The 18498-nt window shown below is 72.7% G+C and carries 16 protein-coding genes and 1 pseudogene; 10 read left to right on the plus strand and 7 right to left on the minus strand.

Going from position 1 to position 18498, the window contains the following annotated elements; translation table 11 throughout:
• Positions 1 to 462: 462 nt before the first annotated feature.
• The 5 genes from AC3ET4_RS00875 to AC3ET4_RS00895 all read left to right on the plus strand — a co-directional run bounded on the left by AC3ET4_RS00875 (position 463) and on the right by AC3ET4_RS00895 (position 4012).
• Positions 463 to 690, plus strand: a complete 228-nt coding sequence (locus tag AC3ET4_RS00875; RefSeq protein WP_431944674.1) for a hypothetical protein — start codon at positions 463 to 465, stop codon at positions 688 to 690.
• 94 nt (positions 691 to 784) lie between these two features.
• On the plus strand, positions 785 to 1549 hold the full coding sequence (locus tag AC3ET4_RS00880) for a hypothetical protein (RefSeq protein ID WP_431944676.1): 765 nt from the start codon (positions 785 to 787) through the stop codon (positions 1547 to 1549).
• Positions 1539 to 1976 (plus strand): protein-tyrosine phosphatase family protein, encoded by a 438-nt coding sequence (locus tag AC3ET4_RS00885; RefSeq protein WP_431944678.1) that lies wholly within the window; start codon positions 1539 to 1541, stop codon positions 1974 to 1976. Before AC3ET4_RS00880 ends, AC3ET4_RS00885 begins: the two co-directional genes overlap by 11 nt.
• Before the next feature lie 280 nt (positions 1977 to 2256).
• The gene (locus AC3ET4_RS00890; protein ID WP_431944680.1) at positions 2257 to 2997 is read left to right on the plus strand and encodes a hypothetical protein; all 741 of its coding nucleotides are present in this window, start codon (positions 2257 to 2259) and stop codon (positions 2995 to 2997) included.
• A gap of 253 nt (positions 2998 to 3250) precedes the next feature.
• On the plus strand, positions 3251 to 4012 hold the full coding sequence (locus AC3ET4_RS00895) for an SDR family NAD(P)-dependent oxidoreductase (protein WP_431944682.1): 762 nt from the start codon (positions 3251 to 3253) through the stop codon (positions 4010 to 4012).
• 55 nt (positions 4013 to 4067) lie between these two features.
• On the opposite strand, the gene AC3ET4_RS00900 is transcribed toward AC3ET4_RS00895, so the two are convergent.
• The gene (locus AC3ET4_RS00900; protein ID WP_431944684.1) at positions 4068 to 5261 is read right to left on the minus strand and encodes an RtcB family protein; all 1194 of its coding nucleotides are present in this window, start codon (positions 5259 to 5261) and stop codon (positions 4068 to 4070) included.
• Positions 5262 to 5479: 218 nt separating this feature from the next.
• On the opposite strand from AC3ET4_RS00900, the gene AC3ET4_RS00905 reads away from it, so the two are divergent.
• The 3 genes from AC3ET4_RS00905 (at position 5480) to AC3ET4_RS00915 (ending at position 8519) form a co-directional block, all read left to right on the plus strand.
• A complete protein-coding gene (locus tag AC3ET4_RS00905) occupies positions 5480 to 6283 on the plus strand; it encodes a hypothetical protein (protein ID WP_431944686.1) in 804 nt (267 codons plus the stop codon).
• Between the two features lie 65 nt (positions 6284 to 6348).
• The gene (locus AC3ET4_RS00910) at positions 6349 to 7065 is read left to right on the plus strand and encodes a DUF3558 domain-containing protein (RefSeq protein WP_431944688.1); all 717 of its coding nucleotides are present in this window, start codon (positions 6349 to 6351) and stop codon (positions 7063 to 7065) included.
• A gap of 104 nt (positions 7066 to 7169) precedes the next feature.
• Positions 7170 to 8519, plus strand: coding sequence for a DUF2637 domain-containing protein (locus AC3ET4_RS00915; protein ID WP_431944690.1), 1350 nt, complete (start codon positions 7170 to 7172; stop codon positions 8517 to 8519).
• Between the two features lie 188 nt (positions 8520 to 8707).
• Here AC3ET4_RS00915 and AC3ET4_RS00920 read toward each other — a convergent pair.
• Positions 8708 to 8890 (minus strand): annotated as a pseudogene (locus tag AC3ET4_RS00920) (transposase); the annotation flags it as partial.
• Positions 8891 to 9548: 658 nt separating this feature from the next.
• Positions 9549 to 11216, minus strand: coding sequence for a lysine--tRNA ligase (gene lysS / locus AC3ET4_RS00925; RefSeq protein WP_431944692.1), 1668 nt, complete (start codon positions 11214 to 11216; stop codon positions 9549 to 9551).
• A 128-nt stretch (positions 11217 to 11344) separates the two neighbouring features.
• Between lysS and argS the strand changes: the two genes are divergently transcribed.
• Together argS and AC3ET4_RS00935 are read left to right on the plus strand one after the other, a co-directional pair.
• Positions 11345 to 13105 (plus strand): arginine--tRNA ligase, encoded by a 1761-nt coding sequence (argS, locus tag AC3ET4_RS00930; RefSeq protein ID WP_431944694.1) that lies wholly within the window; start codon positions 11345 to 11347, stop codon positions 13103 to 13105.
• A 90-nt stretch (positions 13106 to 13195) separates the two neighbouring features.
• The gene (locus AC3ET4_RS00935; RefSeq protein WP_431944696.1) at positions 13196 to 14002 is read left to right on the plus strand and encodes a DUF4253 domain-containing protein; all 807 of its coding nucleotides are present in this window, start codon (positions 13196 to 13198) and stop codon (positions 14000 to 14002) included.
• An 82-nt stretch (positions 14003 to 14084) separates the two neighbouring features.
• Here the strand turns inward: AC3ET4_RS00935 and AC3ET4_RS00940 are convergent, their stop codons facing one another.
• The 4 genes from AC3ET4_RS00940 to AC3ET4_RS00955 form a co-directional block, all read right to left on the minus strand.
• Positions 14085 to 14399 (minus strand): hypothetical protein, encoded by a 315-nt coding sequence (locus AC3ET4_RS00940; protein WP_431944698.1) that lies wholly within the window; start codon positions 14397 to 14399, stop codon positions 14085 to 14087.
• Between the two features lie 522 nt (positions 14400 to 14921).
• On the minus strand, positions 14922 to 15587 hold the full coding sequence (locus AC3ET4_RS00945; protein WP_431944700.1) for an alpha/beta hydrolase: 666 nt from the start codon (positions 15585 to 15587) through the stop codon (positions 14922 to 14924).
• 63 nt (positions 15588 to 15650) lie between these two features.
• Positions 15651 to 16652 carry a porphobilinogen synthase gene (hemB, locus tag AC3ET4_RS00950; RefSeq protein ID WP_431944702.1) on the minus strand — a complete coding sequence of 334 codons (1002 nt, stop codon included), beginning with the start codon at positions 16650 to 16652 and terminating at the stop codon, positions 15651 to 15653.
• A 168-nt stretch (positions 16653 to 16820) separates the two neighbouring features.
• Complete coding sequence (locus AC3ET4_RS00955; protein ID WP_431944802.1) at positions 16821 to 18422, minus strand: bifunctional uroporphyrinogen-III C-methyltransferase/uroporphyrinogen-III synthase; 1602 nt, start codon at positions 18420 to 18422, stop codon at positions 16821 to 16823.
• Positions 18423 to 18498 lie beyond the last annotated feature (76 nt).

The following is an 18498-nucleotide window of genomic DNA, read 5'->3' on the forward strand; positions in this document are numbered from 1 at the left end:
GGACCTCGTGGTCGCGGACGCACCATCACAGATGTGACATGCCGTACGGGATGCGGCTCATAAGAGTCATCCTCTGTGACGAACCCTAGATTCCATTACTCCGCGCAGTCAATACATACGGCGAAATCCCTTGATTCCGTACTTTTTTCCTGCTCTGGGAATTCTCTTAGTGGCCGAGAGCGACAAATCCGGTGACCGTCCGTCGCCGGACCCTCGAGTACGGCGGTCTTGCGAGCACCGCCGCCAAGGCGCGCCGGCGAGGGGCGCTTCGGCTCGGCGGCCCGCGGCCGCCGGAGCGAACTCGCCCGGGCCGCCGACCCGTTGGCCGCGCCACGGGAGGCCGGCCGAACGCGGCGCCCGATCCGCCGCTCCCGGCTGCCCTCGATGGCCGGGGGTGCGGCGCGCGGACACACTGGAAATACGGGACCTGTGAAGGGCGAGACCCATGCGGGAGGCACCAGCATGCCGGTGTACGAGATGCGCGCGGAGTACGACACCGAGGACGGCACCCCGGCCGGTGACAACCCGTTGCGGGTCTGGCACATGGTCGAGGACGGGGCCGCGACCGGGCTGTGCGGCAGGGAGCTGTCCCCCGCGGCGGCCGTACAGCCCGAGGACGTGTGGGGCACGCCGCAGGCGCAGCCCTTCTGCCACAGCTGCGGCGCCCTGTACTTGCGTCACACCGCCTGAAGCCGAGCGGCGCGGGACGGCCGCTCGAAACCCGCCCCGTACGGGAAACCCGCCATCCCGGGGCGGGTGGGGTGGCGGGTGGAATCATGGGCGGATGCTGCTCACCGAGATCGACGCCGTGGACTGGCCCGCCATACCCGCGCCGCCGCCGCGCCCTCGGACGGCCGGCGCCGCGGACGGGCCGCCGGCCGAGCGCCCCGATCCCGCGGCAGGGCTCAGGGCGCTGGCCGCGGCTCGCGACCTCGACGCGGTCACGGCCGCGGTGGCGGCCCTGATCAGTGGCTCCCTGCTCCGCGCGGTCGCGGGCGAGGTACTCCCCGGGGCCGTCGTCGCCGCCCCCTTCCTGCTGGACATCGCCGAACGCGGCCATCCGCACGCACGCGAGTCGGCGGTCGTCCTCCTCGACCGTGCCATGCGTTCCGCGCCGCTCGCCGGCTTCGGCCGCTTCCGCACGTCGGCCGGGCACGACGCCCCGTTGTGCTGCGCGATCGCCGAGCTGGTCCGCGCCCGCCGGGACGCGCTGGCGCGATGCGGCAGGTCCGGGGCGTATCTGCTCCAGGCGAGCCGCGCGCATTGGCGGTTCGACATCCGCGAGGCGTTCGGCGCCGCGGACGAGCCGGGCGTCGTGGTGGCCCTGGGCGTCCTGCGGGGCGGGCCGCCACCGCCGTCCTCGGGCGGCGAACTCCACCAGGCGGGCGCGGTGACCGCGGTCGGCGCCGTGGGCGTCGAGTGCCCTCCCGTGGACGCGACGCGGGACGCCTGCCTGCGTCTGTCCGGCCTTCCGGCCGGTGCGGTCGGCGAGGGCGGCCTGACCGGCGCCGTGCTCTACCCGGCGGTGTGCGGTGACCGTGCCGACTGAGCCGGCCGGCGGCTGGGAGCCGGGGGCGGCGGGAGTGCTGCGGCTGCCGTCGGGGCGGCTGGTGCGCGGACGGGGGCTGCGCCGTCCGCTGCCGCCCGGGCCGGTCCCGACGTTCGCGCTCCACCTGCTCGGCCACGAACCCCCGGCGGTGGCCTGGGAGAGCCGATGGGTGCGCTGGCCGGACTTCCGCCTGCCGGCCGACCGCGCCGCCGCAGCGGAGGCGCTGCGCGAGGCGTGGCGCCGGGCGGCGGACGAACGGGTGGAGGTCGCCTGCGGCGGCGGGCTCGGGCGTACGGGGACGGCCCTCGCGTGCCTGGCGGTGCTGGACGGGGTGCCCTCCGGCGAGGCCGTCGCCTATGTGCGGGAGCACTACGCCCGGCGCGCGGTGGAGACGCCGTGGCAGCGCCGTTGGGTGGCGCGCTTCTGACGCCGTTCCCGTCGACGCGCCGCCCACCCATACCGAAGGCGCTGGCAGCAGGGCGGCATCACCTCGGCGGGCGATGCCGACGAGATCCCGCGCTACGCCCGGTCAGCGCCGGGTCGGGCCGGTGCGGCACCGCACCGTGCCCCATCCTCCGCACATCTGGACTGTTCCCGGGCCACTTTCATATGGCAATCTCATCCTCACGTCATACGCTCAGACCCCACGTCCCCCACGCTCACCTCTCATCCCCACGTTCCTCAGGATCGACGAAGAGAAGACCGCCGTGGCGTCCCTCCCCCTCACCCTGGCGGCTCGTCTGCTGCCCACCGCCATACTCGCCATCGTCGGCTGGACGATGGCCTCCTCACCCTCCGAGGAGATCGGCCCCGCGTCGGCGCACGGAACCCGCCCCGGCTCCACCGCGCCGTCCGGCTCGAACTCCGGGTCCGGTCCCGGTTCGGACTCCGGCTCCGCTTCCGGACCGGACGCCGCGAAAGACGCGCCCGCCACGTACTCCAAGCCGCCCTCGCCGTGTAACGCGATCAAGGCCGCCACCATCAAGAAGCTGGTGCCGGAGGCCAAGACGGCGGGCAAGCCGCTGCCCTTGACCGATCCGGCGCACCGCACCGGCTGCTCGTGGAACGCCCTCAAGGGCTTCGACTACCGCTGGCTCGACGTGACCTTCGAGGTGTCGGCGACCGGCGGCGGCCAGGACGCCGAGGCGGCGGCCAAGGCCTCGTACAAGCGCCTGAAGAACCCGAAGGCCGCCGCGGCGACCGGCATCGGCGACGAGGCGTCCGTCTCGGTCGAGCTGACGACCGAGGACAAGCAGCAGACGCGCGAGGCGGTCGTGGTGTTCCGCAAGGGCAACGCGGTGGTGACGGTCACCTACAACGGCAGCGACTTCGAGACCAAGAAGGCGCCGTCCGACTCCGTGATCCGCGCCGGCGCCCTGACCGTGGCCAAGGACGCCCTCGCCGGGCTCGGCCCGGGCACCAACGTCGAGGGCGACCAGAGCGCCTGAGGCGGGGCGGCGGACCACCCGATGGACCGCCCGCCGTACGAGAGCCGCGCGCGGCGGGCCGCCGCGCGCGGCACCGGGGCGGCCGCGGCCGGCTGACGCCGGACGGTGCCGGGTCCGCGACCGGCCGCGTACCGGCCGACCTGGCCGACCGCCCCGCGGGGGCCCGGCGCCACCCGGCCTATGCTGCAGGCATGGGCGGTCCCGGCCCCTCCGCGACCCCCGACCTCCCCGACCGGCGAAAGGCAGCACGACCATGAGCCCCCGTACCGCAGTCGTGACCGGCGCGAGCAGCGGCATCGGCGCCGCCACCGCCCGCAGGCTCGCCGAAGCCGGCTACCACGTCGTGCTCACCGCCCGCCGCGCCGACCGCCTGGAGGCGCTCGCCAAGGAGATCACCGACGCGGGTCACTCCGCGGCGGCCGTCGCCCTCGACGTCACCGACCGCGCCGCCGTGGACGCGCTCGCCGCCTCGCTGGACCGCGTGGACGTGCTCTTCGCCAACGCCGGGGGCGCGCTCGGCGCGGACTCCGTCGCCACGGCCGACCCGGAGGAATGGCGCACGATGTACGAGGTCAACGTCCTCGGCGTGCTCCACACCGTCCAGGCCTTCCTGCCGGGGCTGATCGCCTCGGGCGACGGCACCGTGGTCGTGCTCTCCTCCACGGCCGCCTTCACCCCGTACGAGGGCGGCGGCGGCTACGTGGCGGCCAAGCACGGCGCCCACGCCCTCGCCGGCACGCTCCGCCTGGAACTGCTCGGCGAGCCGGTCCGCGTGATCGAGATCGCCCCCGGCATGGTGAAGACCGAGGGCTTCGCGCTCACCCGCTTCCACGGCGACCAGGAGAAGGCCGCCGCCGTCTACGCGGGCGTGGCCGAGCCCCTCACCTCCGAGGACATCGCCGACACCGTCACCTGGGCGGTCACCCGCCCGTCGCACGTCAACGTCGATCTGCTGGTCGTCCGCCCCCGCGCCCAGGCCGCACAGCACCGGGTGCACCGGGAGCCGCAGGGATGACGGCCGCGGCGGGCCGCGCGGTCGGCGCGGCCCGCAGGGTCCGCCCCGACCGGGCTCACCCCTTGACGCAGACGACCTGCTTGAGCTTCGCGACGACCTCCACGAGGTCGCGCTGCTGCTCGATCACCTTCTCGATCGGCTTGTAGGCACCCGGGATCTCGTCCACCACACCCGAGTCCTTGCGGCACTCGACGCCCTTGGTCTGCTCCTCCAGGTCCCGCGTGGAGAACCGCTTCTTCGCCGCGTTGCGGCTCATCCTGCGGCCCGCGCCGTGCGAGGCGGAGTTGAAGGCGTCGGCGTTGCCGAGGCCGCGGACGATGTACGAACCCGTGCCCATAGAGCCCGGGATGATGCCGTGGTCGCCGCTGCCGGCCCTGATCGCGCCCTTGCGGGTGACGAGCAGGTCCATGCCGTCGTAGCGCTCCTCCGCCACGTAGTTGTGGTGGCAGGAGATGACCTCGCCGAAGGTGACCTTGGCCTTGCGGAACTCGCGCCGCAGAACCTCCTGGAACAAGGCCATCATGATCGCGCGGTTGCGCTTCGCGTAGTCCTGCGCCCAGAACAGGTCGCGCCGGTAGGCCGCCATCTGCGGGGTGTCCGCGACGAAGACGGCCAGGTCGCGGTCGACCAGGCCCTGGTTGTGCGGCAGCTTCTGGGCCTGCTCGATGTGGTACTCGGCGAGTTCCTTGCCGATGTTGCGCGAGCCGGAATGCAGCATCAGCCAGACCGCGCCCTCCTCGTCGAGGCAGACCTCGATGAAGTGGTTGCCGGAGCCGAGGGTGCCCATCTGCTTCGTCGCGCGCTCGTGCCGGAACCTGACGGGCTCGGCCAGGTCGTCGAAGCCGTCCCAGAAGCGGTCCCAGCCGGCCGTCGGCAGGCCGTACAGCCGGGCGGGGTCTACGGCCTCGTCGTGCATGCCGCGGCCGACCGGGACGGCCTGTTCGATCTTGGAGCGCAGCCGCGAGAGGTCGCCGGGCAGGTCGTTCGCCGTCAGCGACGTCCGCACGGCGCTCATGCCGCAGCCGATGTCCACGCCGACCGCCGCCGGGCAGACCGCGCCGTGCATCGCGATCACCGAGCCCACCGTGGCGCCCTTGCCGTAGTGGACGTCGGGCATGACGGCGAGGCCCTTGATCCACGGCAGCGAGGAGACATTGCGCAGCTGCTGCATGGCGACGCCCTCGACCGCGGCCGGGTCGGTCCACATGCGGATCGGCACCCGCACTCCGGGCACTTGTGTGTACGACATCTCGGTGTCCCCCTGGGACGAACGGCGGAAACCATCAGGACAACGCAAACAACACGTCTCGATGGAAAGCGAAATAAAGGGCGAAGTCGGCCATAAGGCCCCATGATTCGGCGACGGCCGCAGCGCGTGCGGTAGACATTGTGTCTACCCGTCGCCCACTCCCGCCAAGGGATTTACGCGGGCGCCGGACCGATCGCCGGAGGAAAGGGCCACCTCAAGTGCTGCCAACGGGAGACCGCGACCACCGGATTCGGGGCCTGGCGGCCGCGGCATGCACGACCGTGCTCGCCGTCGCCGCGCTGGCCGGGTGCACCGGGTCCGGCGGCAGCGGGGAGGGCGCACGCAACGGCGACACCGCGGGCGGCAGGCAGTCCACCCCGGCGGCCCCGCCCGGCCGCTACCGGGTGCTGCCCGAGCCCTGCGGCGCCCTGGCCCGCCCGACCCTCGAGAAGTTCGTCCCGGACGCGGACGACTACGCGGGCGAGGCGGCCGTGACGTTCGACACGGACCGCAAGGCGGGCTGCGCGTGGACCGGCCGCACCGAACTCGGCAACCGCTATCTGCGCATCGATCTCGAGCGCGTCGTGTCGTACGACACGTCCGTCAGCGACGAGGACCAGGCCGCGGCGGACTACGGCAGCCGGGCCGCCGCCGCCCACATCCCGTCCGCCACGCCACCGGCCGACGCCTCCGCCTCGGCCACCACCGAACCGCCCGGACCGCCGACCGGGAGCCCGACGGCCCCGGACACCGCCTCGCCGACCGCGACGGCCGCCGGCGGCGGCACCTCCCCTCGCACCCTCGACGACCTCGGCGACGGGGCCTTCCTCGACGACGTCCTCAAGAACCGGAACTCCGGACCCCACCGCGACGTCACCGTGGTCTTCCGCATGGCGAACGTTCTGGTCACCGTCGAACTCTCCCAGTGGTCTACGGACAAATCGGTCGAACCGCCCAGCGAGGAGCTGCAGCTGGGCGCCCGGCAGATCGCCTCCGAGCTGGCAGATCAACTCGACGAATGAGGCGAGGCGCGTAGTCTGGCCGTTTGTGCCATGACATGACGCGCAACGAAATGAGCGAAGGATCCATGCACCGATCAGCCCCGCACCTCGCCCGCCTGCTCGTGGGCGCGGCCGTGCCGGTGATGCTCGTCGCCGGCTGCTCATCCGGCTCGGACTCGTCGAAGGACGACGCGCGGAAGGCCGCCGCCCCCTCGGCCCCGGTCTCGGCCCCCGCGTCGGCGTCCGCGTCACCGTCGGCCGGCGCGGCGACCCCCGCCACGTTCGCCGCACTCCCCGACCCCTGCCGGGTCATCGGCGCCAAGACCGTCAAGTCCCTGGTGCCCAAGGCGAAGAAGCCGGCGGGAATCCCCGCGCACTCCGCGGAGCGCGACGAGCGCGGCGGCTGCTCGTGGAACGGCCTGGACGGCTACCAGTACCGCTGGTTGGACGTCTCCCTCCAGCGCTACGACACGGTCGCCGGTCTCGGCTCGGCAAAGGAGCAGGCCGAGGAGCGCTACGCCGAGCAGGTCGCCGCGGCCGTCAAGGCCAAGGGCGCCAGGAGCGAGCCGGTCACGGACGGCGCGTGGGACGCGGGCACCGCGGTCACCTCGACGTCGAAGAAGGACAAGGAGGAGTACCGGGAGGTCACGGTCGTCGCCCGCACCCGGAACGCCGTGCTGGTGCTCACCTACAACGGCGCGGGCCTCGAGAAGGCGAAGCCCCCGGCCGAGTCCGGACTGAAGGCCGACGCGCTCAAGGCGGCCAAGGAGGCGGCCACCGCGGTCGCGGCGGCGAACGCGTAACAACTGCCGTACCCGCTGTACCGATTCACCCCGTTTGGGCAGCCTGCCCGTCGCCTCGTGTGGCAGGCTGGGCGGGCCAGTTTCCGAGCCTGGGAGGGTCGCGGGTGTCCGCGATACGTTTGAACCGGACGCACCGGATCCTGATCGGTGTGGTCGTCACGGGCGCGGTGGTCATCGCCGCGATCGGCTTCGCGGGCTCGTACGCGGCCGTACGCGAGCTGGCACTGCGCAAGGGCTTCGGCGCCTTCGCCAACGTCTTCCCGATCGGCATCGACGCCGGGATCGTCGTCCTGCTCGCGCTCGACCTGCTGCTGACCTGGCTGCGCATCCCCTTCCCGCTGCTGCGCCAGACGGCATGGCTGCTGACAGCGGCGACGATCGCGTTCAACGGCGCGGCGGCCTGGCCCGACCCGCTCGGCGTCGGGATGCACGGCATCATCCCGATCCTCTTCGTCGTCGCGGTGGAGGCGGCCCGGCACGCCATCGGCCGCATCGCCGACATCACCGCCGACAAGCACATGGAGTCGGTCCGGATCACCCGGTGGCTGCTGGCCCCCTTCGCGACCTTCCGCCTGTGGCGGCGCATGAAGCTGTGGGAGCTGCGCAGCTACGAAGAGGTCATCCGGGTCGAGCAGGAACGCCTTGTCTACCGTGCCCGGCTGCGCGCCCGCTACGGCCGTTCCTGGCGCCGCAAGGCCCCGGTCGAAGCCCTGATGCCGCTGAAGCTCGCCCGGTACGGGGTGCCGCTGGAGCAGACCGCGGCCCTCGGCCTGGCCGCCGCGGGCATCGACCCCCCGGCGGCCGGCCAGGCGTCGGCGCCCGTCGGCCTCACGGCGACTGCCATCGAGCCGCGGCCCGCGCAGGCCGCGGCCCCTGCCGTCGCAGTGCCGGATCACGAGTCCAGGGCCGTCCGGACGGTGACGCCCGCCCAGGCACCGATGCCGAGCAATGCGGCGGAGGAGCCGAACCCGTGGTTCGCCGCTCCTCAGTCCGTGCATTCCCAGGGCGGCTACGACCCGCACGAGCCGTCCACATATGGCTCGCGACAACAGGCCGTCGCCAACGACGAAACGCAACAACAGCCCGTTGGGAGCGAAGCGCCGCAGCAGGCCCCGGTCCCGCACCCTCGCGCCCCTGAGCCCGATCCTGCTCCGACGCCAACGCCCGTGTCGGTCCAAGAGCAGGCCCCGGAGCCGCCCGTACAGGTCCCGAACGGCGCAGGTGGGACGCGCAACCTCGGCGAGCGCGGAACGGACGCAGTCCCGTCGGACGAGGACCTGTACCGGGTGTTCCGGCAGTCGATAGAAGGCGAGGGCATGCCCACGCCCGGCGCTTTCGCCGCGAACATCAAGGCGGTGTTCGGGCTGCAACTCCAGGCCCGGGATCTGAACCAGTACCTGGAGCGGTTCGCGGCCCGTCTCAACAATGAGCTGATGGAGGACCACATCGCATAGGTGCGAGGTTCAATGCCCTCCGCGCCAGCGGGCGCCCGCCGCGTGCTGGTGGGCGCGCACGATGGTGGAGTCCACCGACACGTCCCAGTCGATCTCGCCCACCGCATCGGCCATGGCCCGCACGTGCTGCAGCAGGCGTTCCCAGGTGCCGTCCGCCGACCATCACCGGCGCCGCTCACAGATCGTCTTCCACGGCCCGAACCGCTCGGGCAGATCACGCCACGGCGCCCCGGTCCGCGCCCGGTGGAGGATCCCGTCGATCACCTGTCGATGATCTCGCCAACGCCCGCACCGTGCGTCACTCCCCGGCAGGTGCGCCTGAGCCGGTCCCACTCGGCATCCGTGAGATCGCCGCGTTCATGCCGCCCCACAGGGCCCCCTCAGGCGGAACCCGAGCGGCCCGCGACAAAAGCCGCGCATGTGACAAACACATGATCGGCCGGACAGCTCCTAACCGGCGGCCGAGGCCGTGACCACTGCCGGCGCCAGGAGGCCACCACGTCGGACGCCGACAGCAGCCGGACCCGCGCCGCGTCGAGGGACCCCGGGTGCAGGGCGAACGCCTCGCCGCCCTCGGGCAGGTCGAGGTCGCCGCGCAGCAGGTAGGCCAGCAGGGCTGCCTCCGGAGCACGGCGCTGCTGGAGACCCGCGACCGGGCGGACCTGGCGTGGCTGCCGGGGCGGATCCCGGGGCGGGAGACAAAGGCCCGTGTACTGGCCTGGCTGCTGGCGGACCCCGCCGCATACGCCACGGCTGTCCCCGCCGTCACGGCCGCGTCGACACCGCGACGGACGTGCTGCGGCTGCTCGTCGTGCGCTCGGGCGACCCGGGCCTGGTCGACCCGCCGCGGCTGCGCACCGTGCCGAGGCCGCTGCGGCGCCCCGTGAGCCGCCCCGCGTGCGACGACCACCCGCTGCTGGGCCCTAGCCTGCGGTGCCCCTCCACCGCGTTCGAATATTCGCACCCCCACACGCACGACGGCGGCGGGTGGCCGTGCCATCCGCCGCCGTCACGTACGCGTCCGCCGGCTCAGCTCGCCGAGAGCAGTTCCCGCACCCGCTCCTGACCCACCGCCAGCAGCAGCGTGGGCAGCCGAGGCCCGGTGTCCCGGCCGACCAGGAGCCGGTAGAGCAGAGCGAAGAAGGAGCGCTGGGCGACCTTCATCTCCTGCGTCGGCTTGGCGTCGGGCGCGAAGCCCGCCTGGATCTTCGGCACGCCGTAGACCAGGGTGGTCAGCCCGTCCAGCGACCAGTGCTCGGCGAGCCCGTCCACCAGCAGCTTCAGGGCCTCCCGCTCCTCCCCGGACAGGGCCGCGAGCGCCTCGCTGTCCGGCTCGGTGCGCACCTGGGTGCGGGCCTCGGGCTCCACGTGGGTGTTCACCCAGCGCTCGGCGCAGTCCAGCCGCGGCCGGGCCTCGTCCAGCGAGGTCAGCGGGTGCTCCTGGTCGAAGTCGCGCAGGATGCGCAGCGTCTGCTCCTCGTCCCCGGTGGTGATGTCCAGGACCGAGGCGAGGGTGCGGTACGGCAGCTTGCGCGGGGTGGTCGGCAGTTCCCCGCTCGCGGTGCCCGCGGCACGCGAGTGCACCGCGACGTCCACCGGGGCGGCCGTGCCCTCGGCGACCTTGCGCTCCAGCGCGTCCCACTCGTCGTAGGTGCGGGAGATCTCGTCGCCGAAGGAGATGTTGAACGCCTGGTTGGGCCGGCGGCGGGCGTACAGCCAGCGCAGCAGCTGCGGCTCCATGATCTGCAGGGCGTCGGCCGCGATCGGCACCCCGCCCTTGGAGCTGGACATCTTCGCCATGCCGCTGATGCCGACGAAGGCGTACATCGGGCCGATGGGCGGCTCTGCGCCGAAGATCTCGCGCACCAGCTGCTGACCCACCATCCACGAGGAGCCGGGCGACTGGTGGTCCACACCGGAGGGCTCGAAGTCCACGCCCTTGAAGGCCCAGCGCATCGGCCAGTCGACCTTCCACACCAGCTTGCCGCGGTCGAACTCGCTCAGCCGGACCGTCTCGCGGTTGCCGCAGGCCTGGCACTCGTAGGTGAGGTCGGTGGTGTCGTCGTCGTAGGCGACGACCGTGGTCAGGTCCTTGTCGCAGGCCGTGCAGTACGGCTTGTACGGGTAGTACTCGGGGGCCTGCGCGAGCGTGGCCTCCTCGTCGTCCTGCTCCTCGCCGCCGCCCTTCTTCTTCGTGCGGTAGCGGCCGAGCACCTCGTCGATCCGCCGGCGCTCGCGCATCGCGTGCAGGACCTGCTCGCGGTAGGTGCCGGAGGTGTACTCGACGGTCTGGCTGATCTCGGTGACCTCGACGCCCAGCGCCGCCAGCGCCTCCCGGAAGGGGGCCTTGAAGTGGTCGGACCAGGTCGCGTACGGGCTGCCCTCGGGGGCCGGCACGGAGGTCAGCGGCTTGCCGATGTGCTCGGCGTAGGACGGGTCGTAGCCGGCCGGCACCTTGCGGTAGCGGTCGAAGTCGTCCCAGGACAGGATGTGCTCGCAGGGCACACCGCGCCGCTTGATCTCGTCGGCGACCAGGTGCGGGACCATGATCTCGCGCAGGTTGCCCAGATGGATCGGCCCGGAGGGGCTGATCCCCGAGGCGACGATGATTTTCTTGCCCGGAGCCCGCCGCTCGGCTTCCGCGATGACGTCGTCCGCGAAGCGGGCGACCCAGTCGGCCTCGGTGCTCTGAGCCACTGTCTCGACTTCCTTCCACCTGTGCAGCGGGTAGCGCGGTACCCGGCAATTGTCCCAGAGAAAAATGAGTGGTAGCGCGTGGGATACTGAGGGTTGATCTCCGATCCCTTACAGGAAGCACGCATCCCATGGCCTCGGTCAACTCGCTTTCCGCCTCGATCCAGCAGCGCGTCGCTGACGCCCTCGGTGCCGACCCGCTGCTGCGACGTAGCGACCGGGCCGACTTCCAGGCCAACGGGGTGCTGGGCCTCGCCAAGCGCAGCAAGCAGAACCCGCGCGAGCTGGCCGCCCAGGTCGTCGAGGCCCTTCCGGCGGACGACGAGCTGATCGCCTCCGTCGAGGTCTCGGGCCCCGGCTTCCTGAACGTCACCGTCGCGGACGCCGCGATCACCCGGACGCTCGCCGCCCGGGCCGCCGACGACCGCCTCGGCGTGCCCGCGAAGCCCGAGCCCGGCATCACGGTGATCGACTACGCGCAGCCGAACGTTGCCAAGGAGATGCACGTCGGCCACCTGCGGTCCTCCGTGATCGGCGACGCGCTGGTCAACATCCTCGAGTTCGAGGGCGAGACGGTGGTCCGGCGCCACCACATCGGCGACTGGGGCACCCAGTTCGGCATGCTCATCCAGTACCTGGTGGAGCACCCGCACGAGCTGGACCACGAGTCCTCCGAGGCCGGCGAGGAGGCGGGCGAGGCCTCCATGTCGCGCCTGAACCGGCTCTACAAGGCCTCCCGGGCCCTCTTCGACTCCGACGAGGAGTTCAAGACCCGCTCCCGCAAGCGGGTCGTGGACCTGCAGGCCGGCGATCCGGAGACGCTGGCGATGTGGCAGCGCTTCGTCGACGAGTCGAAGATCTACTTCAACTCGGTCTACGACAAGCTCGACATCGAGATCCGCGACGAGGACGTCGTCGGCGAGTCCGGCTACAACGACATGCTCGTCGAGACCTGCAAGCTGCTGGAGGAGTCCGGCGTCGCCGTGCGCTCCAACGGCGCGCTGTGCGTGTTCTTCGACGACATCAAGGGCAAGGACGGCGAGCCCGTCCCGCTCATCGTGCAGAAGGCCGACGGCGGCTTCGGCTACGCCGCGACCGACCTGTCCGCGATCCGCAACCGCACCGCGGACCTGCACGCGGACACGATCCTCTACGTCGTGGACTCCCGGCAGGCGCTGCACTTCAAGATGGTCTTCGAGACGGCCAAGCGGGCCGGCTGGCTGACCGACGAGGTCACGGCGCTGCACATCCCGTTCGGCACGCTCCTCGGCAAGGACGGCAAGCCGTACAAGACCCGGTCCGGCGAGACCTTCCGGCTGGTCGACCTGCTGGACGAGGCGGTGGAGCGGGCTTCGGCCGTGATCGAGGAGAAGAACAAGGAAGGCAGCGAGAACGCCCTCACCCAGGAGGAGATCGCCGACCGCGCCAAGGAGGTCGGCATCGGCGCCATCAAGTACGCCGACCTGTCCACCTCGCTCGGCCGGGACTACGTCTTCGACCTGGACCGCATGGTCTCGCTCAACGGCGACACGAGCGTGTACCTGCAGTACGCGTACGCCCGTATCCGGTCGATCCTGCGGAAGGCCGGCGACGCGAAGCCGGCCGCCCACCCCGAGCTGCCGCTGGCGCCGGCCGAGCGGGCGCTCGGCCTGCTGCTGGACGAGTTCGCGGAGACCCTTGCAGCCGTCTCGGAGACGTACGAGCCGCACAAGCTGGCCTCCTACCTCTACGCACTGGCCTCGGCGTACACCACCTTCTACGACCAGTGCCCGGTGCTGAAGGCCGAGACCCCGGAGCTGCGGGAGAACCGCCTCTTCCTCTGCGACCTGACCGCCCGCACCCTGCGGCAGGGCATGGCGCTGCTCGGCATCCGCACGCCCGAGCGCCTCTGACGCGCCACGCGCCCGTACGACGGCGGCCCCGGCGGGAGTTCCCTCCCCCCGGGGCCGCCGTCGTCAGTGGCCGGCTCTACATTCACGGCCATGGCGATGCTCCCCAACCAGCTCCCGAAGCTCGCGCAGGACCCGTCCGGCCGCTCCCTGGGCCTCGACCTCCCGCCCGGCACACTCGTCGACGCCACCAGCGACGGCCGCTGGCCCGAACCGCTGCTCTGGCACGCGGAAGGGCCCGCCGAGCCCGGCTCCTGGGAACGACTGCTCCCCGCGCGGATGACGGCGGGGCTGCACCCGCTGCTGCTCTGCCTGGACGAGGCGCTGCCCGCCACCAGCCGACTGGACCCCGGAGCGATGTCCTATCCGGGCGACCACGACGCCGACGAGGTCCTCGCCGGCTTCTGGGACTTCGCGGAGGAGTCCGAGGACGAAGTGGCGGACCTGGTCGCCCCGTTCGGCCGGACGTGGCCCGGACTCGCCCCCGCCCGCCGGTTCGAGGCCGACCCGGACGCCCGGGCGGCCGAGGTCGCCGCGTCCGTGGTCGAGGCGGGGTGGTTCAAGGACCCCCGAGCGGCCCTCGTCCCCGCCCGGCGCAGCGCCGACGTCCCCGCCGCCATCGGCTGGACAGGGCCGTGCAACCACGAGTACGACGTGGCCCGGCTCTGCTCGGTCCTGCGCTCCTGGGAGGACCGGTTCGGCGTGCGCGTCGTGGCGCTCGCCTTCGACATGCTCGTTCTGTCCGTGGCCGCGCCGCCCGCCACCGTGGAGGAGGCCGAGGACGTGGCCGCCGAGCACTTCGCCTTCTGCCCGGACACCATCACCCAGGAGAGCGACTCGCTGCGCGCCTACGCCGGGTCCCTGGTGGACGCGCCCGCCTGGTCCTTCCGGTGGGTCTAGGCGGATCCCCGGCCGGGCCCGAGGGACGGGTGTCCTTCCCCGCGGTGGAAGGACACCCCCGAGACAACCCGGTCAGGACGGCTCAGCGGTGGAAGTGCCAACGGCGGTCGTGACGGTGGTACCAGCGCTGGTCGTAGCGGTGGTGGCGGTGGTGCCAGCGCGGGTGGTGCCGGTGGTTGCGGTGGTACCAGCGCCCGTCGCGCCCCCGGTCACGGCGGAACTCGCGGCCCGGGCCGCGGTCACCGACGTGCCGGTACTCGCCGCCCCGCTCCTGCGTCGCCTGGGTCGTGTGCGACACCGCCGCCGTCGGCGGCGTCGCTGCTTGGGCGGCTCCGGCGCCGCCCAGCAGGACGGCGGCCGCGACGCCCAGCGCGGCGGCGAATCGGGGAATCCGCATCGCGGTTCTCCTTTCACGGCGGAGGCTCTTGTGCCTCCGACTGCTGTGGACTTGCTGTGACTTTCCCACCCACATCAGCCGTTAAGTCGCAATCGCCACCAACGCCACTTGATGTAATGAAACAGCGGTCGATCCGGAACCGCGCCTTCCGCATCGGCGTCTCGCGCGCGATCCTTTCCAGGCATCGCGTCCGGGCAGGTCGGGAAGAACGCCGCCCTCCTTCTTCGACAGGCGACCGCCGCGGCTGGACCCCAGGCCGGGCAGGATCACTCGACTGCCGCCCGCTCACCCGGCCCGGTGCCACCCGAAGCGGACACGGGCCCACCGCCTCCGCGCACGCGCACCCGGCGCACCGCCCGTCCGCGCGCGAACGGGTACCCACTGGCCGACGTCGAGTCAGCCACCCGATCCGGAAAGCCGGGTGCACGGCGCGCGGCAGCACGGCACGGCGGCCGCGGTCGCCGTGCCGTTCAGCGGAGCCCGTACCGCGGCAACGCCGAACGGTCGCGACGTCACCCCTCCCTACGCGGCGCCTGCGGCGAGCAACTCCAGAAGCAGCGCGACCACCAGATCGGGCCGTCCGACGAACGGGGAGTGGCCCGTCCGCCACTCGCGCACGTCGGCACAACGTGTCGCCATCTCCCGCTGCAGATCCGGGTCGATGGCCCGGTCCCGCGCGCAGACGACATAGGTGGAGGGGGTGTCCCGCCAGCCGTGGCGCTCCGGGACACCCCGCCCGCAGCCGCGGGCCTGGGCACGCAGCAGGCCGACCGCCCAGGCCGCGAGCGGTTCGGGACAGTCCCCGTAGAGGGTGTCGGCGGCCCGGTCGGGGTGGAGGCCGGTCGAGCCGTCGGGCCCGGGTTCGATCGCGGCCCGCAACTGCGGGGACGCCCCGCCCAGATCCGCCGCGCTCTCCCCGGTGTCCGGCACGAACGCCGCCAGATACACCAGACGCCCCACCCCGCGCAGCCCGGTGATCACCGACCCGCCGTAGGAGTGGCCGAGCACGATCGCGGGCTGCGGCAGCGAGTCGACGACTTCCTGAACGGCCGCCGTGTCGGCGGCCAGCGAGCCCCGGTGGAGTTCCGGGACGACGACCTCGGTCCCGGCGGTCCGGAGGGGTTCCGCCACCAGGGCGAAGTGCTCGGGACGGTGGTACAGGCCGTGCACGAGCACCACGGCGGTCATCGCCGTGCCTCCTCGCGTCGGTGGCGGACGGGACGGGGTGGTCTCACGGCCGGATCGGCCCTCTCAGAGCCGGGTGGCCGCCTCGGTCGCCCAGTAGGTGAGGATCAACTCCGCGCCGGCCCGGCGGATACCAGTGAGGGTCTCCATGATCGCGCGGTCGCGGTCGATCCAGCCGCGTTCCGCGGCCGCCTCGACCATCGCGTACTCGCCGCTGATCTGGTACGCCGCCACCGGCACGTCCACCGACTCGGCGACCTTCGCCACCACGTCCAGGTACGGCAGCGCGGGCTTCACCATCACCATGTCGGCGCCCTCGGCGAGGTCCAGCGCCAGTTCGCGCAGCGACTCCCGCTGGTTCGCCGGGTCCTGCTGGTACGTCTTGCGGTCCCCCTTCAGCGAGGAACCGACCGCCTCGCGGAACGGCCCGTAGAACGCCGACGCGTACTTCGCGGTGTAGGCCAGCACCGACACGTCCTGGTGCCCGGCGGCGTCCAACGCGCTCCGGACCACCCCGACCTGACCGTCCATCATGCCGCTGGGGCCGACGACGTGGACGCCGGCCTCCGCCTGGACCCGGGCCATCTCCGCGTACCGCTCCAGCGTCGCGTCGTTGTCCACCCGGCCCTCGGAGTCCAGCACGCCGCAGTGGCCGTGATCGGTGTGCTCGTCGAGGCACAGGTCCGACATGACGACCATGGCGTCGCCGACCTCGCTGACCACGTCGCGGATCGCCACCTGCAGGATCCCGTCCGGGTCCGTGCCGGGCGTTCCCACCGCGTCCTTCTTCTCGTCCAGCGGCACGCCGAAGAGCATGATCCCGCCCACGCCCGCCTCGGCCGCCTCCACGGCGGCCTTGCGCAGGGTGTCACGGGTGTGCTGGACGACACCGGGCATGGAGGAGATCGGCACGGGCGCGTCGATGCCCTCACGGACGAAGGCCGGGAGGATCAGCCCGGCGGGGTGCAACCGGGTCTCCGCCACGAGGCGGCGCATGGCGGGCGACGTGCGCAGCCGGCGGGGCCTCGTACCGGGGAACTGACCGTACTCGCCTGTGCTTGCGCTCATCACCGTGCCGCGCCTCTCTCCGTCCGGGCCGTTTCCGCGTTCCACGGTACGCCCGCGCGCGCCGTGCTCATGCCGACCGGTTGTCGGCCCGGAGCGGCCCCGCGAAAGCGACGTCCCCCCGGCGCCGCGAAGGGAGCCGGGGGCACGCGAGCCACAGCGCGGGACGCGTCAGACGCGGGCCCTGCGCCGCGAGCCGGGACGCCGCTCGCTGGGCCGCGTGACGGGGTCGCCGGCGGCGATCGCCGCCTCGCGCCGCCGGGTGCCGAAGTCCGCCAGCGCCTGCGCGAGCGCGTGGACGGAGGGCTCCGGAGCCATCACGTCCACCCGCAGCCCGTGCTCCTCCGCGGTCTTCGCGGTGGCCGGGCCGATGCAGGCGATCACGGTCACGTTGTGCGGCTTGCCCGCGATGCCGACGAGGTTGCGCACCGTGCTGCTCGAGGTGAACAGCACCGCGTCGAAACCGCCGCCCTTGATCGCCTCGCGGGTCTCCGCCGGCGGCGGCGAGGCCCGCACGGTCCGGTAGGCGGTGACGTCGTCGACCTCCCAGCCGAGCTCGACGAGCCCCGCCACGAGGGTCTCCGTCGCGATGTCTGCGCGCGGCAGGAAGACCCGGTCGATCGGGTCGAAGACGGGGTCGTAGGGCGGCCAGTCCTCCAGCAGGCCCGCGGCGGACTGCTCGCCGCTGGGCACCAGGTCCGGCTTGACGCCGAAGTCCACCAGCGCCGCGGCCGTCTGCTCGCCCACCGCCGCGACCTTGATCCCGGCGAAGGCGCGCGCGTCGAGGCCGTACTCCTCGAACTTCTCGCGGACGGCCTTGACCGCGTTCACCGATGTGAAGGCGATCCACTCGTACCGTCCGGTGACCAGGCCCTTGACCGCGCGCTCCATCTGCTGCGGGGTCCGGGGCGGCTCCACGGCGATCGTGGGCACCTCGTGCGGCACGGCGCCGTAGGAGCGCAACTGGTCGGAGAGGGAAGCGGCCTGCTCCTTGGTGCGCGGCACGAGCACCTTCCAGCCGAACAGCGGCTTGGTCTCGAACCAGGAGAGCAGGTCGCGCCGCGTGGTGGGCTCGCCGATCACGGCTATGGCCGCGATCGGCCCCTCCGGCGTGGGCAGGGCCTTCGTCGCCTTCAGCTCGGCCGCGATCGTCGACAGCGTCGCCGTCCAGGTCCGCTGCCGGGTCGTCGTGCCGGCGACCGTCACGGTCAGCGGGGTGTCGGGCTTGCGGCCCGCGGAGACGAGCTCCGCCGCGTTGGCGGCGACGGTCTGCAAAGTGGTGGACACGACCAGGGTCGCGTCGCTGGTGCCCGCCTCGCTCCAGCACCGCCCGGACGCGGTGGCGGCCTCCACGAACCGCACGTCGCCGCTGAGCGGGACGCCTGCGTACGCGGGCACGCCCACGGCCGCGGCCACGCCCGGCACGACCTCGAAGGGGATGCCGGCCTGGGCGCAGGTGAGCATCTCCGCGGCGGCCGCGGAGTCGAGTCCGGGGTCGCCGGCGATCGCACGGACCACCCGCTTGCCGGTGCGCGCGGAGGTCATGAAAAGCTTGGCTGCGGCGGCCGAAGAGCTCAACTCCCCCTCGGCTTCGCCCAGCTGCGCCGTGTCCACGCCCGGACGGGCATGGGTCAGCACGACGTCCAGCACGGGCTGGTCGCCGACCAGGACATCGGCGTGGGCGAGCGCTTCGACGGCGCGCAGGGTCAGCAGCCCTGGGTCGCCGGGCCCGGCGCCGAGGAAGGTGACGTGCCCGAGGCCGGGCGTGCCCACGGCCCCGGGCGCGGGGTCCGCGGTACCCGTCCGTGCGGCCGGCCCGGCGGCGGTGGCGTCTGCGGTCGTGTTGGTG

It is taken from the genome of Actinacidiphila sp. bgisy167 (assembly GCF_057707665.1).

Coding starts and splice junctions, on each gene's coding strand:
- AC3ET4_RS00875 (WP_431944674.1), top strand. CDS start 463: ATGCCGGTGTACGAGATGCGCGCGGAGTACGACACCGAGGACGGCACC.
- AC3ET4_RS00895 (WP_431944682.1), top strand. CDS start 3,251: ATGAGCCCCCGTACCGCAGTCGTGACCGGCGCGAGCAGCGGCATCGGC.
- AC3ET4_RS00935 (WP_431944696.1), top strand. CDS start 13,196: ATGGCGATGCTCCCCAACCAGCTCCCGAAGCTCGCGCAGGACCCGTCC.
- hemB (WP_431944702.1), bottom strand. CDS start 16,652: ATGAGCGCAAGCACAGGCGAGTACGGTCAGTTCCCCGGTACGAGGCCC.
- AC3ET4_RS00910 (WP_431944688.1), top strand. CDS start 6,349: ATGCACCGATCAGCCCCGCACCTCGCCCGCCTGCTCGTGGGCGCGGCC.
- AC3ET4_RS00940 (WP_431944698.1), bottom strand. CDS start 14,399: ATGCGGATTCCCCGATTCGCCGCCGCGCTGGGCGTCGCGGCCGCCGTC.
- AC3ET4_RS00900 (WP_431944684.1), bottom strand. CDS start 5,261: ATGTCGTACACACAAGTGCCCGGAGTGCGGGTGCCGATCCGCATGTGG.
- argS (WP_431944694.1), top strand. CDS start 11,345: ATGGCCTCGGTCAACTCGCTTTCCGCCTCGATCCAGCAGCGCGTCGCT.
- AC3ET4_RS00945 (WP_431944700.1), bottom strand. CDS start 15,587: ATGACCGCCGTGGTGCTCGTGCACGGCCTGTACCACCGTCCCGAGCAC.
- AC3ET4_RS00880 (WP_431944676.1), top strand. CDS start 785: ATGCTGCTCACCGAGATCGACGCCGTGGACTGGCCCGCCATACCCGCG.